The sequence below is a fragment of the Collinsella aerofaciens genome (assembly GCF_039836695.1).
Taxonomy (GTDB): Bacteria; Actinomycetota; Coriobacteriia; order Coriobacteriales; family Coriobacteriaceae; genus Collinsella; species Collinsella aerofaciens_BD.
Map to the genome: position 1 here is coordinate 62590 of NZ_JBDPAC010000008.1, position 15490 is coordinate 78079.

At 58.2% G+C, this 15490-nt stretch carries 15 protein-coding genes; 7 read left to right on the forward strand and 8 right to left on the reverse strand.

The window, feature by feature from the left end:
• Window positions 1–255 precede the first annotated feature (255 nt).
• Together ABG996_RS05440 and ABG996_RS05445 are read left to right on the forward strand one after the other, a co-directional pair.
• Window positions 256–1602: an MATE family efflux transporter gene (locus tag ABG996_RS05440; RefSeq protein WP_347478113.1), complete on the forward strand. Its 1347-nt coding sequence runs from the start codon at window positions 256–258 to the stop codon at window positions 1600–1602.
• A gap of 56 nt (window positions 1603–1658) precedes the next feature.
• Entirely contained in the window at window positions 1659–2507 is an 849-nt protein-coding gene (locus ABG996_RS05445; RefSeq protein WP_347478112.1) for a MerR family transcriptional regulator, read from the forward strand.
• Between the two features lie 57 nt (window positions 2508–2564).
• Here ABG996_RS05445 and ligA read toward each other — a convergent pair whose 3' ends face one another.
• Window positions 2565–4793, reverse strand: a complete 2229-nt coding sequence (ligA, locus tag ABG996_RS05450; protein WP_347478111.1) for an NAD-dependent DNA ligase LigA — start codon at window positions 4791–4793, stop codon at window positions 2565–2567.
• Window positions 4794–5222: 429 nt separating this feature from the next.
• Here ligA and ABG996_RS05455 point away from each other — a divergent pair, with 429 nt between their 5' ends.
• The 4 genes from ABG996_RS05455 to ABG996_RS05470 are packed head-to-tail and all read left to right on the forward strand — an operon-like array spanning window position 5223 to window position 6877.
• The gene (locus ABG996_RS05455; protein WP_195443933.1) at window positions 5223–5624 is read left to right on the forward strand and encodes a hypothetical protein; all 402 of its coding nucleotides are present in this window, start codon (window positions 5223–5225) and stop codon (window positions 5622–5624) included.
• Window positions 5625–5678: 54 nt separating this feature from the next.
• Window positions 5679–6047: a hypothetical protein gene (locus tag ABG996_RS05460; RefSeq protein ID WP_195443935.1), complete on the forward strand. Its 369-nt coding sequence runs from the start codon at window positions 5679–5681 to the stop codon at window positions 6045–6047.
• Between the two features lie 44 nt (window positions 6048–6091).
• Complete coding sequence (locus tag ABG996_RS05465; RefSeq protein WP_195443937.1) at window positions 6092–6613, forward strand: hypothetical protein; 522 nt, start codon at window positions 6092–6094, stop codon at window positions 6611–6613.
• Window positions 6614–6625: 12 nt separating this feature from the next.
• Entirely contained in the window at window positions 6626–6877 is a 252-nt protein-coding gene (locus ABG996_RS05470; protein WP_161115503.1) for a helix-turn-helix domain-containing protein, read from the forward strand.
• A gap of 104 nt (window positions 6878–6981) precedes the next feature.
• Here the strand turns inward: ABG996_RS05470 and ABG996_RS05475 are convergent, their stop codons facing one another.
• The 7 genes from ABG996_RS05475 to ABG996_RS05505 form a co-directional block, all read right to left on the reverse strand.
• Window positions 6982–8442 (reverse strand): S1C family serine protease, encoded by a 1461-nt coding sequence (locus tag ABG996_RS05475; RefSeq protein WP_347478110.1) that lies wholly within the window; start codon window positions 8440–8442, stop codon window positions 6982–6984.
• 172 nt (window positions 8443–8614) lie between these two features.
• On the reverse strand, window positions 8615–9199 hold the full coding sequence (locus tag ABG996_RS05480) for a hypothetical protein (RefSeq protein ID WP_217749795.1): 585 nt from the start codon (window positions 9197–9199) through the stop codon (window positions 8615–8617).
• A gap of 3 nt (window positions 9200–9202) precedes the next feature.
• Window positions 9203–9559 carry a hypothetical protein gene (locus ABG996_RS05485; RefSeq protein WP_117648531.1) on the reverse strand — a complete coding sequence of 119 codons (357 nt, stop codon included), beginning with the start codon at window positions 9557–9559 and terminating at the stop codon, window positions 9203–9205.
• 8 nt (window positions 9560–9567) lie between these two features.
• On the reverse strand, window positions 9568–10698 hold the full coding sequence (locus ABG996_RS05490; RefSeq protein WP_347478109.1) for a hypothetical protein: 1131 nt from the start codon (window positions 10696–10698) through the stop codon (window positions 9568–9570).
• A 184-nt stretch (window positions 10699–10882) separates the two neighbouring features.
• Entirely contained in the window at window positions 10883–11545 is a 663-nt protein-coding gene (locus ABG996_RS05495; RefSeq protein WP_022095077.1) for a response regulator transcription factor, read from the reverse strand.
• A gap of 50 nt (window positions 11546–11595) precedes the next feature.
• The gene (locus ABG996_RS05500; RefSeq protein WP_195246047.1) at window positions 11596–12933 is read right to left on the reverse strand and encodes a glutamine synthetase family protein; all 1338 of its coding nucleotides are present in this window, start codon (window positions 12931–12933) and stop codon (window positions 11596–11598) included.
• A 134-nt stretch (window positions 12934–13067) separates the two neighbouring features.
• The gene (locus tag ABG996_RS05505; protein WP_347478108.1) at window positions 13068–14090 is read right to left on the reverse strand and encodes a LacI family DNA-binding transcriptional regulator; all 1023 of its coding nucleotides are present in this window, start codon (window positions 14088–14090) and stop codon (window positions 13068–13070) included.
• A 234-nt stretch (window positions 14091–14324) separates the two neighbouring features.
• Between ABG996_RS05505 and ABG996_RS05510 the strand changes: the two genes are divergently transcribed.
• Window positions 14325–15359 (forward strand): PfkB family carbohydrate kinase, encoded by a 1035-nt coding sequence (locus tag ABG996_RS05510; RefSeq protein ID WP_347478107.1) that lies wholly within the window; start codon window positions 14325–14327, stop codon window positions 15357–15359.
• Window positions 15360–15490: the final 131 nt, after the last annotated feature.

Here is a 15490-nt window from a genome sequence, read left to right on the forward strand (position 1 = left end):
CATCCCCCATCAAACGTTGTTCGCAAACGCACGTATTATTGCGCGCCGGGCGGTAGTGTCAAGTGACGCGAAACCGATTTCTGCAAGGCTAACGAATGTGTCAAACAAGCATAGTGCGCATCTGTATTCAGTTGGAAATAATCGTGGGCCTCACTTTTTTCGCCCTGTCCTCGACATAAACCTTGACTCTACAATCGTTGTAGGGTTTTCACTACACTGGTACGTAAACAAACCCAGCCAGAAAGTGCCCCGCCCATGGAACACGACCTCACACGCGGCAATGTCCTCAAGACCATCGCGGTCTTTGCCCTGCCTTATATGCTCTCGTACTTTTTGCAGATGCTCTACGGCATGGCCGATCTGTACATGATGGGGCAGTTCAGCGGCGCCGCCGGCATCACCGCCGTGGGCAATGGCGCGCAGACGCTCTATATCATTACCGTGACGCTTGTGGGCCTGGCCATGGGAACGACGGTTATTGTCGGCCACGCCGTGGGCTCGCGTCGCTTCGACCGTGCCGAGACCGCCATCGGCAACACCATCACGCTCTTTATGGGTGTCTCGGTGGTGCTGGCCGTTGTCCTGCTTGCGCTGTGCCCGCAGGTTGTGGCGCTCATTGGCACGCCGGCCGAGGCGATCGAAGGAACCGCCGCCTACCTGCGTATCTGCTTTGTCGGCATTCCGTTTATCGCCGCGTACAACATTCTTTCGGCCATCTTTCGCGGGCTGGGCGATTCGCGCTCGCCCATGTACGTGATTGGCGTGGCATGCATCATCAACATCGCGCTCGACTTTCTGTTTATCGGACACATGGGGCTCGGCCCCGTGGGTGCGGCGCTCGGCACGGTAACCGCCCAGACGGCCAGCGTTGTCCTCGCGCTCGTGTGGCTCAAGAGCCGCCGCACGAACATCCACGTTAAGCGCAGCGACCTGCGCCCCCAGCCCGAGGTGCTCGGCAGCATTCTTAAGATCGGCGTGCCCGTGGCCGTGCAGGACGGCTGTATCCAGGTGGCGTTTATGTTTATCACCGTCATCGCCAACCACCGAGGGCTCGTCGACGCCGCCGCCGTGGGCCTGGTCGAGAAGATGATCAGCTTTTTGTTCATTGTGCCGAGCTCCATGGGCGCCACCGTCAGCGCGCTCACGGCGCAAAATGCCGGCGCGGGCAAGGGCGATCGCGCGCGTCAGGTGCTCAAGGACGCCATGACGATCTCGGTGGTGTACGGCTGCCTGATCACGGCGCTGATGTGGCTGGTGGCGCCGGCGTTTATCGGCTTTTTTGCCAAGGACGCCGCGGTGGTCGCCGCCGGTACCGGCTATATGCACAGTTATATTTTCGATGCAATCTTTGCCGGCATCCACATTTGCTTTAGCGGCTTTTTCGCTGCATACGGCAAGAGCTACATCGGCTTTGCGCACAACGTGCTGGCCGTGGCACTCATTCGCGTGCCGGGCGCGTGGCTGCTGTCGAACGCCTATTCCGATACGCTGTTTCCCATGGGTATCGCCTCGCCGTGCGGGTCGATTTTGTCAGCAGTCATCTGTATTGTCGCGTTTACCGTGCTCAACCGGCGCGGGGCTTTTGACAAGTTGGTAGCGTAGCGGGGCAACGCGAGTCTGACGCCCCTCCCCTGCTTTTTACCGAAAGGAGCGGTCCTGTGACCGACACGCCAAGTGAACATACTGAGGGCCTGCTCCGCATTGGTGAAGTGGCACGCCTGTTTAACCTGAGCGTGGGCACGTTGCGCCATTACGAGCAGATGGGCTTGCTGGACCCGGCGCACATCGATCCGGCAAGTGGGTACCGCTACTACGGATCGCGGCAGCTCTCCACCCTCAATACCATCAGTCATCTGCGTGTTCTCGACTTACCGCTCGCGCAAATCCGTGAGTTTGTGACCACGCGCGACGTGAACCTTATGCAGCGGCAGCTGGCTCAGCAGCAAAAGCTCATCGAGCGCAAACGACGTGAGCTGGAGCGTGTGTCGCGCAAGATCGATAACCGGCTTGCTCTGCTGCACGATGCCTTGAACATCGAGCTCAATACCATTTGCACAATCGATGCGCCCGAGCTTCGCTGCGCCGTGTTGCGCGAACGCGTCAACCCTACCGACGCCTATGCGCTAGAGTGGCAGATTCGTCAGCTGCAGAAGGGCCAGCACGAGACCTTTGTCTTTCTGGGCAACTTAGGCGTCGGGATTAGCGCCGAGCGCCTCGCAGCCGGCGACTTTGATGGCTACGACGAGGTCTTTTTGCTGCTCGATGACACCGATGATTACGTGGGCGACGTCGAGACGCGAACCGCCGCGCGCTGCCTGACCATAAGTTTCCGCGGCACGCACGGGCAAGCGGGCCCGCGCTATAAGCAGCTGCTCGGCTATATGCGCGAACATAACCTGACACCCGCCGGTCCATCGCGCGAGATTGCCCTGATCGATGACATCATCAGCGACGACCCCGCGACCTACGTGACGCAGATCACGGTGCCGGTTATTTCGGCAAAGTAAGAACCTCCCGAAAGGCATCGTGCTTCCGGGAGGTTCTTCAATTTGACTATTGATGCACTAAGCCTGGGGTACCTCACCAGTAGCCAAGATCTGCTCGAGTGCGTCCTCGTCCAGCACGGGTACGCCCAGCTGCTCGGCTTTGGTGAGCTTGGAGCCCGCTTTGGGACCGGCGACCAGATAGCTCGTCTTCTTCGACACGCTGCCCGAAACCTTGGCGCCGAGCACCTTGAGCGCCGCGCCCGCCTCATCGCGCGTGCGGTTGACGAGCGTGCCGGTGAGCACGAAAGTCAGACCCGCGAGTGGCTGTGCGTCGGCGAGCTCGCCTGCCACGCCAGCGTCGGCTGCGGCCTGCGCGTGCGCGGCGCCCAAGTCGACCTCGAGCGACAGACCCGCCTGGCGCAGGCGCTCCAGCACGGCAAGGTTCTCAGGCACGGCCAGGAACTGCTTGACGCTCGCCGCAATCTTGGGACCGATGCCCTCGCACTCGGCGATGTCCTCTTCGCTCGCCAAGATAAGCTTGTCAATCGACAGGAATCGCTCGGCGATGACCTCGCCCACACTCTTGCCCACGTGGCGGATGCCCAGGGCAAACAGCACGCGACCGAGCGGCTGGCTCTTGGACTTGTTGAGCTCGGCGATGATTTTCTCGGCCGTCTTGAGGCCTACCGGAATGGGGTCGCCCTTCTTGACGCCCTTTTTGCTGTTGGAGCTGGCATAGGTGCGCCCCGTGTCCAGGCCGGCGATGTCGTCGACTGTGAGCTGGTAGAAGTCCGCGACATCGTGGATCAGCCCGGCGGCGATCATCTTGTCGACGATCTCGTCGCCTAGGCCGTCGACGTCCATGCAGCCGCGGCTCACCCAGTGGAGCAGACGCTCCTTGAGCTGCGCGGGGCAGTCGATGGAGACGCAGCGGTAAGCGACCTCGCCATCCTCGTGGACCACAGGGCTGCCGCACACGGGGCAGACCTCGGGCATGTGCCAGTCGACCGAATCGGCCGGGCGCTTATCGAGCACCGGGCCCACGACCTCGGGGATCACGTCACCCGCCTTGTGCACGATGATGGTGTCGCCCTCGCGCACGTTTTTGCGGCGAATCTCGTCGATGTTGTGCAGCGTGGCGCGCGCGATGGTGGAGCCGGCGACCGTCACCGGGTCGAACTCGGCGACCGGCGTGAGTACACCGGTGCGGCCCACCTGGATGCGAATTTCGCGCAGGACGGTCTGCTTTTCCTCGGGCGGGAACTTAAAGGCAATGGCCCAGCGCGGTGCGCGGGCGGTAAAGCCCAGGTCGAGCTGCTGCTGGAAGCTGTCGACCTTTACGACCACGCCGTCGATGTCGTAGTCCAAGTCACCGCGATGCTCGAGGGCCTGGGCACAGAACTCGTGGACCTCGACGGGCGTGGCACAGCGTGCCACGTTGGGGTTGACGCTAAAACCGGCACTGCGCAGCCAATCGAGGAACTCGCGCTGGCTGTGGACGTGCAGCGGGTCGGTATCGGCGATGGCATAGATAAAGGTGGCCAGGTCGCGGCGCGCCGTGACCTTGGGGTCTTTCTGACGCAGGCTGCCGGCGGCGGCGTTGCGCGGGTTGGCGAAGGGGTCGCGCCCCTCGGCATCGGCCTCTTCATTCAGACGCACAAAGCTGCCCTTGGGCATATAGACCTCGCCGCGCACCTCGATGGTGCGCTCGCGGTCAGCGCCCATGTGGGCGAGCGCCGGCTCGGACAGGTGCATGGGCACATCCTTGATGGTGCGCACGTTGAGCGACACGTCCTCGCCCGTGGTGCCGTCGCCGCGCGTGGCGGCGCGCACAAAGGTGCCGTTTTGGTAGGTAAGCGCCACGCCCAGACCGTCGATCTTAAGCTCACAGGTATAGGTGACGCTACCGGCACCGAGCGCATCCTCGGTGCGCTGGAGCCAAGCGTCGAGCTCGTCCAGGTCCATGGCATCGTCCATCGAATACATGCGTGCCATGTGCGTAACCGGCGTAAACTGCTCGCTCACGTAGCCGCCCACGCGCTGGGTATAGCTGTCGGGCGTCACCAGGTCGGGGTAGGTCGCCTCGATTTCCTGCAGCTCAACGAGCATTTTGTCAAAGGCGGCGTCCGTGATCTCGGGCGCATCGAGCATGTAGTAGCGATAGGCGTGGTAATCGAGCTCGTGGCGCAGCTCGGCCGCGCGCGCTGCCGCCCGGGCATGGGCGTCGGTCGGTGCGGCGGCATCCGCGCTCGCGGGCGTTTCGGTATCGATGTCCACGCCGTCACCAAACAGGCTCGATTGCTCCATAGCGGCACTCCTTCGCTCGATTTCAAACGGATACAAGAGTACCACCGGTCGCAACGGGGTCGAATAGCGGTCTCAAACCGCACCGAATCGGCAGCCGCCAGACCGGGGTGGACAGCTAGTTCAGATACGTATAATTCTGCGAGCCTGGTCGTGTTCAGACGTCATCATTCCAGACAATTTGGCCGCCCCGGGGGCTGCACGACCGACTCGTTCCCCCTTCTAGACTCCCATCCGAACCCCTTCCCCATCCCAAAACAGCTCAAAACGCATGCTGAACCGCCTCGGATTTATACGTATCTGAACTAACTGTCCAGGCTCACCCAGAATCGAGCAACTTCATATGCTCCTTTTTTAACTCAATTTATCGCAGTTAATATTTTATATTGTGTTTGCAATATATTTTGGTATTATCAACGTGAGGTGATTGAAATGAAGAATCAGTCCAAACGTTTCCTAACCATCCTCGTCCCCCTTGTCCTTATAGCAGCCGCTTTGCTCGGCTTTTTCTGGAAGGACATTCCCTTTTCGAAAGACCTTTCCTTGCGGGGCGAAGTCGTTGCTGTGTATCACCCTTCCGCCAGCGGGGCAAGCGAAGGCCGCTTCGTTATCGCAAGCGAGCAATTCCAATCCGCACCGCTGCACCTCAACTTCAAAATCGATTCGACCATCCCCATTAAGGATCAGGATGGTAAGAAGGCAGAAGTCGGAGCCATCAAAGAAGGTGTCTACGTTGACGTAACCTGCACCGTCAACACCAGCAGCGATCCCGATCCCACAAAGCTGCCCGCCCTCATAACGCCAACAGCCATCATGATTACGCAAAAGGAATAGCTCGATGTCAGAAAGGAGTTTAAAAAATAATCACCAGACAGTTAGGAGCCAATGATGAAAAAGGTTGCTTATTTACTCGCCGTCTGCCTTGTTGGGTTATCGTGCATGACCGCGCAGCCCGCCTTCGCAGCAGAAACCCATTCCTCTATCATTTCACCAGTTGCCGAAAGTCGTTCAATCTACACCGCCGAAACCACCCTCGCCTATTCGAACGGCGTCAGGCTCCATGTTACTTACACTGTTAACGATACCTATGGAACGATAACAGGCATCAAATCCATAAAGAACTGGACCTCCAATTCTCGAGTAAGCAACATCAGCTGGACTTATAGATACGGACTCAGCAACGGAAGCGTCGTCGTAACTGTTACTTACTATTACAACGGCAGTTGGCATTCTGAAGCAAGAACTATCTATGCTTAGGATTTTTTGGCTGCGGCATTGCCGCAGCCTTTTTGGGGTTAATTATGGAAAGCTCAGATAAACGATGCTGTTTTAGCAATGTGATGTTGCTCGCCACTTTGTCTGTCGCAGCAATCATGGCGGCCTTCTCAGCGTTCAGCGTTGCCAACGAGGCGCGGGAGGTGCTCTTTGCACCCACTCCCTTCTATATTAATGGTGAGTCCATTCCGAGCGCCGTCCTTACCGCACTTGCCATCCGCGATGTTCTGGCCCTGGCGCTCTCAATCGCATGCCTGATTGTCTACTTGAACTTCTGCTTTGACGTCGTCAGTACTCAGTCGATATTCACGCGAAAACAATGCCGGCGTTTTCTGGTTGTTGGGCTTCTGCTGCTCATTTCTTCAATTGTCTCGATTACCTTCGATAACCTGTGTGCCGTCCAGCTCCCCAACGACGTCAGTATTACTGCAATTGGTATCTTTGGTTTTAACGCTTGGACACTGGTTCTCGCTTTGTTTGCGCTATCCCTTTCGGCTATCTTTGAGTACGGGCGACTCTTGCAGTCGGACGTTGACGCCATTATTTAGAAGGAGGGCAGCATGCCAATCGTCATGAGACTCGATCGCGTCATGGCGGATCGCAAAATGTCCTCTCAAGAACTTGCCGACATTATCGGCATCTCGCCCGTTAACGTTTCGCGCATTAAAACGGGGCGGCTCAAGGGCATTCGCTTTTCGACGTTGACCGCGATGTGCGAGGCACTTCACTGCAAACCTGGCGACATCATTGACTGGATGTCAGACGAAGAGTACATCGAGGCATTTGGAAGCCTTCCCAGCGACGAAGACTAACCAAAATGATCCGTTTTCCTCCATCCCCAACGGATCGATGAGAAAAGAGGGGGCTGTCCCGCATTGACGGGACAGCCCCCTCTGGCATCGGTATGTGCGGCTCGTTAGTAGCCCTGGCCGTAGCCCTGGCCCTGACCCTGCTGGCCCAGCAGCTCCTCCAGGTACTGGCGCAGCTGCTCGTCGGTAATACCGCCGTTGCCGGTGTCGGTCGAGCTGTCGTCCTGCTGCTGGTTCTGCAACTCCTCATCGGAGCCCAGCTCGACCGTGACCTTCTTCTCTTCCTTGCCGCGCATGAGCGTGATCTCGACCTTCTCGCCCACCTCGTGGCTGCGCAGAGCGATGATCAGGCCATCGGCGCTCGTAATCTCATCGTCGCCCAGCTTGGTAATGACATCGCCCTCTTGGATGCCGGCCTTGGCAGCGGGACCGTCCTCGACGACGCTTGCCACGTAGGCGCCGCTATCGGTGCTGAGCTTGTTGGTACGGGCATTGAGCGCATTGACGCTCGAAAGCGTGGCGCCCAGGTACGGATGAACCGGCGTCTTGCCGTCGATGATCTGGTCGGCAATGTTCTTGGCATAGTTGACCGGAATGGCAAAGCCCACGCCCGAGCTGGAGCCCGAATAGCTCTCGATGAGCGAGTTGATACCCACGAGCTCGCCGTTGTCGTTGACGAGCGCGCCGCCGGAGTTGCCCGGGTTGATGGCAGCATCGGTCTGGATCATGTTGGCGTAGATGGTGTTGCCGCTGGTAGAGCTCATGGCCGTGGAGCGATAGAGCGCCGACACGATGCCCGTGGAGACGGACTGCTCGTTGCCGAACGGCGAGCCGATCGCCATGACCCACTCGCCCACGTTGAGCTTGGAGGAGTCGCCGATCTCGATCGGGGTGAGCTTGGAGGCGTCAGCATCCTTGAGCTTGATGACGGCGAGGTCGCTCGAGGCATCGTTGCCCACGAACTCAGCCTCGTAGGTGGTGCCGTCGTCCATGGTCACCACGTACTGGTCGTAGCCGTCGACCACGTGGTTGTTGGTGAGGATGTGGCCCTCGGTATCGAGCACCACGCCCGAACCGACGCTGCCCGAGCTATCCGACTCATCGGCAGACTGCGAAAGCGAGCCATTCTGGCTACCGCTCGAAGTGGCGGTGATGGAAACGACGGAAGGCAGGGCCTTGGCAGAAACGGCCTCGGCCAGCGTGGTGTCCTCGGAGTCGATGGTGATCTTTTGCGTCGATGAACCCGAAGCACCCGCCGTCACGGCATTCTTTCCGCCGCCAATATTGAGCGTGCCACTCATAATGAGCGCGATGACCAGCAGAGCGCCGCACGCACAGCCGGCGAGTGCCGTAATAAAGATCGGCAGCTTTTTGGTCTTGGTCTTGACCACCGTGTGCTTATTTACAACCTGCTGGCTGCCTAGCGGCTGGCCGGTCTTCGTGTCGTAAGCCTGCACGTAGGGAATGTTGCCGTCGGCAGGCGTCGACTCCACCTGCACACGCGGCTGCTGCTGGGTCTCGCCAGCGCTGCCCGCATCCTGGGGACGCTGGGAATCGTTCTCGCTCATGGCTGCGATCCTTTCGTCAAATAACCAAAGGCCCGCCAAACATGTGGCGGGCCATCATTGTTCACGTTGATTTGTACCCCAAGCTGGGCAGTCCCGAGCACTAGATGCCAAGATTTCAGCTTTGCTTAAGTAATGACATGCTTATAAGCCAATTCGTTTTATGCCGTCATGTCTATTCAATATAACAGTCGATAGCAAAATTATATGTTGAATCGTTAATAAAGTCCGTAATCGTCGCACCCATGCCTGATCCGCACGTCCATTTATCCTTCTCCGCGTCGTATGGCGTTGGCCCCCACCCCGTTTCATATGATGCTTCGCTTTCTGTGAAGTAGTTCATCACATATTTATCTTTCTGCATGAGCGCATACCAAGCGTTTGCGTACATCACAAGCGGATCGATTTGGACTATCGAGTACTTTCCGGAACGAATCTCAATTTCTGTTTTATCGTTATAATAAGCGACTGTGAGCTCAATCTTGGCAAGCAGCGGCAACGTTTCATCTGATTCCCTCTGGATTGTTATGACATCACCGGCCATAGCGTCGGCAGACACAGTTTTGCTCTCTGGCGTGAAAATAGTCTCTCTGCTTCTTGTTCGCGTTTTTTCATTGCCATTTTCATCTCTGACCACCGTGTCGACTACGAGCGTCAATCGCTTCTGAGCGTCCGGCAACTCCACGGCTTCTGCCATCCCGGCTCGCATCAAAATAGGAGCCCCCGCCATCAGACCTAAGAACTGCTTTCTATCAATCATTCTTCATTCCCCTTGTCTACTTGATTTGACTTTCTCAGCTGAATGGGGATACAGAACAGTCCCGTCAAGTTCCTTATCTTCCACAAAAACTAGAATCCATTTATCACCTGCTTTCAACCCTGAGACATATCCGGAACTTGACTTACGGCGCATATCGATTCTCTTACGGCAACCACTTGGCATAAGCGCCTCAAATTGCCCGTTATGAACATCCGATAGAGCACGCACCTCGACTGCAACAACCGTGTCGTTTTCTCCCCCATTAGTCGCCCTTAACAGAAAGAAGCTCGCTGCGGTGAGCAAAGCAAAGGAAAGCACCAATAGGAGCATTGCCCTTCGAATGAACTTGTCGCCGTTCACGAGTACAATCAACCCTTGCAATATGTGCCATCGTGAGACGTGTAAATTGATACGTCATATGGAAGAAACTGTAGCTGGTTTGTCCATCCATTCCAAACAACAAGCAGGTACTTCTTGGCATTCGAGTATGTGTTATGCATTGCCACGTAGCCCACAACTGCCATTGCGTGCCCGCTGCCATTTGACCGGAGCCTTCCAGAGAAAATACTCAGATTCCCCGAGTCGGTATTCACCCTAAAGGAATCCCATGACGGATACCAAACGAATGACGTCTCAAGCTCCTTGCCTCGTCTTGCACAAAACTCCTTTAAGGCCGGAGCGGGTTTGTCAGGAGAAGTCTTGCCTTGAGTAAAGTACAGACCAGTCGCTTGATCATATTTCTTTCCTCCTTCTTCTTCCCATGTCCCCGACAGCCTCCAAAGCTCCGAGTATAAATCGGACAATTTAAGGCGGTTCAAAGTCACATAGTGACTGCTAACTGCAAACATTGCCGAAACAGCGCAAGCATAAGTCCCCGTTTCTTTGATAACTTCTGTTTGCGTTGGCGTTATTATTCCCGAAACCGTTTTGCTCGCATCAACAACATATCCCTGTTTATACAAATCCTTGGCAGATACAAAAACGTCATCGAAATGTTCCGGCGATCCGCTGCGATTGCCTCCCGAGGACAATTTATTTGGTACTTTTTTTCCACTTGCGTCTAAAACAATGTTTTTATCTAAGTCGGCAACGCCAACAGTTAGCTCGTCAATCTTTAACGCAACGACGTTATCCGAGGATGCGAGGAGTGCAATTTCTTCGCTTGCACTCTCGATAGGTAAAAGAGCGTTCGGAGCCAAGCAGTATTCGCTGATCCACCAAGATCGCTCTGAATCAAATACGACGTAGCCATAGTTAACGTCATCCCGCTTCGCACGAACGATATACCCGATTGATTCCCCATCGGAATTCACCATTTTTACTGGGTCACAAGCGGTCACCGGCTCATCCGATACATCATCAAAGAAAGCCTGCGCTTGCTCCACAGCTATTTGCGGTGTGACACGGACCAAGTCGTCGTCTCCAAAAACCAACCTTGGAGACATCAGGGCGGCAAGCAACACTATGAATCCGACAATCACCTTTCTCGAATAACGCATTTCTTCCTCCATCCGTGTAGTAGGGAGATACGGTAACTAAATGATATTCGCTAGATAGTGTTATACGTTTGATATTGTTTTTACTGACACACTTTTAATCGGTGAAAGGTCTTCTTTTCGCCCTAAACGAGAAAAGGGTACTGGAGAAATCTCCGGTACCCTCACATTGCCCTCTATTTACTTGCTAGTCCTTAAACAGATAGCCCACGCCGCGGACGGTGGTGATATGAGCCGCGATCTGCGGACCCACCTTGGAGCGGATGCGTCGGATGTGCACGTCGACGGTGCGCGTGCCGCCGCAGTACTCAAAGCCCCACACGCGGTGCAGCAGCACCTCGCGGCTGTAGGCGCGGTTGGGGTGCGTCGCCAAAAAGCTCAACAGCGAGTACTCCATCAGCGTCAGATCGATGGGCTCATCATCGAGCGTCACCTGGTAGGTGGCCAGGTTGATCTCGAGGTTGTCGATGTTGAGCACATCGTCGGCGGTGACGGTCTCTTCCTCGCCCATCAGGCGCTGCGCACGAGCCTTGAGCTCGTTGGGCGTCGCCGTGGGGCATACAAAGTCGGCATGCGCGTGATTCGGCAGGCGCAGGGTGCCGAGCGCCTCGTCGTCGACAATCACCAGCATGGGAACGCCGCCGCGATCGTCGAGCCACTTGGCAATCTGATCGATACGGTCGCTGCGGATGCCATCGGAATCGAGGATCAGCAGGTCAAAGTCGTGCGCTGCAGTCGGCGAATCGGGGGTTGCCAGGCTCACCTCGACACCCAGGGTGGTCGTCAGGCTGCGGGCAAACTCGTGGAAGCGCGTCGTGCGCGCCATGAACAGGGCACTCTTTTCGGACATATCGGCCTCCAAGGAAATGAGCTCAATCGTACTGGAACAAGCCAGCGTGATTAGGAGTTCGCCAGGTAGTGCTTGATCTCCCACTCGGTGATCGTGGACTCAAACTTATGCCATTCGTCGCGCTTCTTTTTGAGGAAGAAGCTGTGGATGTGCTCGCCGAGGGCATCCTTCATAAACTGCGAGTCCTCAAACACGTCGAGCGCCTCTTTGAGCGAGCGCGGCAGCGGCGTATAGCCGGCCTCGACCATCTGACGGTCGGTGAGCTTGAGCGTCTCGGCCGTGGCCTCGGGCGGGAGCTCCAGCTTGCGCTCGATGCCGTCCAGACCAGCCGCCAGCGTGACGGCGTTGACCAGGTACGGATTGGCCATGGGATCGGGACTGCGCAGCTCGATGCGCGTGGACAGCTGCTTGCCGGGCTTGTAGACCGGAATGCGGACCATACTCGCGCGGTTACGCAGGCCCCACGTGGCGTACTGCGGCACGGAGTCGCCGCCCGTGGTAATGCGCTTGTACGAGTTGACCGTGGGGTTGGTGATGGCGCTGATCTCGCGCGCGTGCGCCAGGATGCCGGCCATGTAGTGCTTGGCGATATCGGAGAGGTGGTACTTCTCGTCGTCCTCGCCCCAAAAGACGTTGTTGCCGTCGTGGTCGAATAGCGACTGGCACAGGAACATAGCGCTGCCGTCCTCGCCCGCCAACGGCTTGGGCATAAAGGAGGCGTGGCAACCGCTCTCGTAAGCCTGCTGCTTAATGATGAGCTTGGCCGTGGTGATGGCGTCGGACATGCTCAGGGCCTCGGCGTGGCGCAGGCTCATGCCATGCTGCGAGCGGCCGGCGGCGTGGAAGGTGTACTCCACGGGCACGGACATCTTCTCGAGCGTGAGGACCGTGTTGCGGCGCAGGTCGCGAGCGGCATCGCTCACCGAAAGATCGAAGTAGCCCACGTTGTCGAGCGGCTCGGGCGTGTGCTCGTCGGGAAAGTAATAATACTCCAGCTCGGCACCAACGTTGAGCAGATAGCCCGCCTTCTCGGCCTTGTAGAACATGCGGCGCAGAGCATCGCGCGGGTCGCCGGCAAACGGCTTGCGGTCGGGGGTGCACACATCGCAGAACACGCGGGCGACGCCGTTGTGACTCGGACGCCACGGCAGAATCTGGAAGGTCGAAGCATCGGGGAATGCGAGCATGTCGGCTTCCTCGGGCGTGGCAAAGCCCTCGATGGCGGAGCCGTCAAAGCCAATACCCTCCTCAAAAGCGACCTCGAGGTCCTCGGGGCTAATGGCAAAGTTCTTGAGGCGGCCGAGAATGTCGACAAACCACAGACGCACAAAGCGGATGTCACGCTGCTCTACGGAGCGGAGTACGTAATCGATGTTCTGCTGGTTCATGTCGCTCCCCTTTCTTTCGGGCGGGTTTCGACTGGTCTATATCGCAGATACTATCGCAGAAAAATGTTTCCGCAGGGTTAAAGCGTATCAAGCGCTCAAAAAACGTGCGCGAACAGGCCGTTGCGAACGAGCGGCTAGCGCGAAGTCGAAGCGCGGTGTTCAATGTGACCAGGAACCTCGATGCGCTTGGGGGCGAGCTTTGCGGCATCGCCCACCGTAGTGGTAACGACGTCGATGCGCTCGGATAGACGCTCGACTACGCGCTCGGCAATGGTAAGGGTGTCCTGCGCGGCCGTGGTCACGCCGCCAAAGAGCACATGGTTCCAGGGGTAGTCGTCAAACGTCGCGATCTTGAGCCCCGCCGGCAGCGAGGGACCAAGCTGCGCCAGCGCCTCGGTCAGGCGCAGGAAGACCAGGCCGTTGACAGCGATAAGGCCGAGTCTTTTGCCCGCATAGCCGCGGATGGTCTCGTCCAAGCGGCCAACGCCAGTGGCACCGCCATCGGCCAAGGTGACAACCTCGCCGGCAAGGCCGCGTCGCGACAGCTCGTCGGTAAAGGCCTCGGCGCGCTCGCGACGCACGGGGCTGTCGTCGCTCGCCTCGGTGAGCAGGCACAGGCGCTCGCTGCCCGCAGCAGCCAAGGCGTCTACCAAGCCAGCGACCAGCTCACGGTTGTTAGATGTCACCAAATCGATGCCGCCGTCGGCAACATCGCGGTCGAGCAGCACAACGGGCAGGCGCCCCGCTGCCGCGGCGATTGCCTCGTCGTTGCCTCCGCAGGTGTTGACGACCAGGCCGTCCGCGCCGGCATCGATAAGTCTGGTGAGCGACTCTGCTTCCTTAGCGGGATCGTTGCCGCTAATGGCCGTCATAAGCGAGCAGCCGCGCGCGGCGGCGCTAGCGGAAAGGCCCTCGAGCATGGCGCTGGAGAACGGGTTGGCGATGTCGGCCAAGATCACGCCGATGAGGTTGGTGCGTGAGCTGCGCAGATTGCGCGCGGCGGCACGTGGGCGATAGCCGGTGCGCTCGATAACCGCCGCAATGCGAGCACGGGTTTCCTCGGTCATCTGCCCGGGGCGGTTGTTGAGATAGCGCGAGACCGTGGCCGGACTCACGCCCGCCTCGGCGGCAATGTCCTTAATCCTCATCTGCGCCATAGCGCACCCCGTTTCCCAATTGTCAGCAGTCTGAGCCATTTTAGGCATTTTTTAAAAATGCCGGTTGCAAAACGCTGTAGGTGAGTATACTACAACTCGAAACGAAACCGATTTCGTAAACCGATTTCGGCAAGCGTTGGCACGGTGGTGCAAAGATGTACCCTACTGTCTTGGCACCTCCGTGCCAACGCCATATCAAAGGTGTACGCACGAGCAAGAAGGAGCTGCACGACCATGGATAAAACGGTTCTTACCTTCGGCGAGATCATGATGAGGCTCTCGCCCAAAGACCATCTGCGCATTGAGCAGGCGACCGAGTTTGATGTCCGCTACGGCGGCGCCGAGGCAAACACCGCGCTTTCCCTGGCTTACCAAGGCGACAAGGCCGCTTACGTCTCCGTTGTCCCGGCCAACCGTCTGGGCGAGTGCGCGCTGCGCTCGCTGAAGGCCTACGGCGTCGACACCACGCGCGTCGTGCGTCAGGGCGACCGTCTTGGCTCCTATGTGTTTGAGGTCGGCGCCTCGCAGCGCGGCAACGGCTGCGTCTACGACCGCAAGTATTCCGCCATCAACATGGCCAAGCGCGACGTCTTTGACTGGGACAAGATCCTCAAGGGCATCGATGTCTTCTATTTCTCCGGCGTGACCCCCGCCGTCTCCGATGAGATGGCCGCCGCCTGCAAGGAGGCGCTCGCCGTCTGCCGCGCCAAGGGCATAACCACCGTGTGCGACGTGAACTATCGCGGCAAGATGTGGTCGCCCGAGAAGTCGCAGGCCACCATGAAGGAGCTTCTGCCGCTCGTCGACATCTGCATCGCCAACGACGAGGATGCGCCTGCCGGCCTCGGCATGACCTGCGTCTCTGGTTCCCTTGCCCACGGCATCGAGGAGCGCGACACCTATGTCGAGATGGCCCGTCAGATCTGCGCCGAGTACGGCTGCAAAAAGGTCGCCTCGGTCGTTCGCAACATCTCCTGCGTCGAACGCTCCATCTGGATGGGCATGCTCTTTGACGCCGAGAGCGGCGAGCACTGGTTCTCCCCCGCTCACGATGTGCACGTGCTCGAGGGCGTTGCTGCCGGTGATGCTTTCAACGCAGGACTCGTCCATGCCCTCATCAACGACTTTGACCCGCAGGCTGCCGTCAACTACGCCATTGCGGCCTCGATCCTCAAGCTCACCATCAAGGGCGATTCCAACCTGGTGACTGCTGACGAGATTGCCGCCGTGGCAAACGCCGCCGACGGTGGCACCCGCGTCGCCCGTTAATTCGCTCCCCATTCCGCGAGCTGCAGTTTCCCATACCAATACCCCTGCAGCTCGCTCCCCGCTTTCCCCGGCCAGGCAGAACCACTTAGTCCCATTCCGCTTTTGTCTGGCATTCCTTCACGACTGGCCTC

Excerpts from the sequence above, each read along its gene's own strand:
- ABG996_RS05440 (WP_347478113.1), top strand. The coding sequence starts at position 256 with ATGGAACACGACCTCACACGCGGCAATGTCCTCAAGACCATCGCGGTC.
- ligA (WP_347478111.1), bottom strand. The coding sequence starts at position 4,793 with ATGGAGCAATCGAGCCTGTTTGGTGACGGCGTGGACATCGATACCGAA.
- ABG996_RS05455 (WP_195443933.1), top strand. The coding sequence starts at position 5,223 with ATGAAGAATCAGTCCAAACGTTTCCTAACCATCCTCGTCCCCCTTGTC.
- ABG996_RS05460 (WP_195443935.1), top strand. The coding sequence starts at position 5,679 with ATGAAAAAGGTTGCTTATTTACTCGCCGTCTGCCTTGTTGGGTTATCG.
- ABG996_RS05465 (WP_195443937.1), top strand. The coding sequence starts at position 6,092 with ATGGAAAGCTCAGATAAACGATGCTGTTTTAGCAATGTGATGTTGCTC.
- ABG996_RS05470 (WP_161115503.1), top strand. The coding sequence starts at position 6,626 with ATGCCAATCGTCATGAGACTCGATCGCGTCATGGCGGATCGCAAAATG.
- ABG996_RS05475 (WP_347478110.1), bottom strand. The coding sequence starts at position 8,442 with ATGAGCGAGAACGATTCCCAGCGTCCCCAGGATGCGGGCAGCGCTGGC.
- ABG996_RS05480 (WP_217749795.1), bottom strand. The coding sequence starts at position 9,199 with ATGATTGATAGAAAGCAGTTCTTAGGTCTGATGGCGGGGGCTCCTATT.
- ABG996_RS05490 (WP_347478109.1), bottom strand. The coding sequence starts at position 10,698 with ATGCGTTATTCGAGAAAGGTGATTGTCGGATTCATAGTGTTGCTTGCC.
- ABG996_RS05495 (WP_022095077.1), bottom strand. The coding sequence starts at position 11,545 with ATGTCCGAAAAGAGTGCCCTGTTCATGGCGCGCACGACGCGCTTCCAC.
- ABG996_RS05500 (WP_195246047.1), bottom strand. The coding sequence starts at position 12,933 with ATGAACCAGCAGAACATCGATTACGTACTCCGCTCCGTAGAGCAGCGT.
- ABG996_RS05505 (WP_347478108.1), bottom strand. The coding sequence starts at position 14,090 with ATGGCGCAGATGAGGATTAAGGACATTGCCGCCGAGGCGGGCGTGAGT.
- ABG996_RS05510 (WP_347478107.1), top strand. The coding sequence starts at position 14,325 with ATGGATAAAACGGTTCTTACCTTCGGCGAGATCATGATGAGGCTCTCG.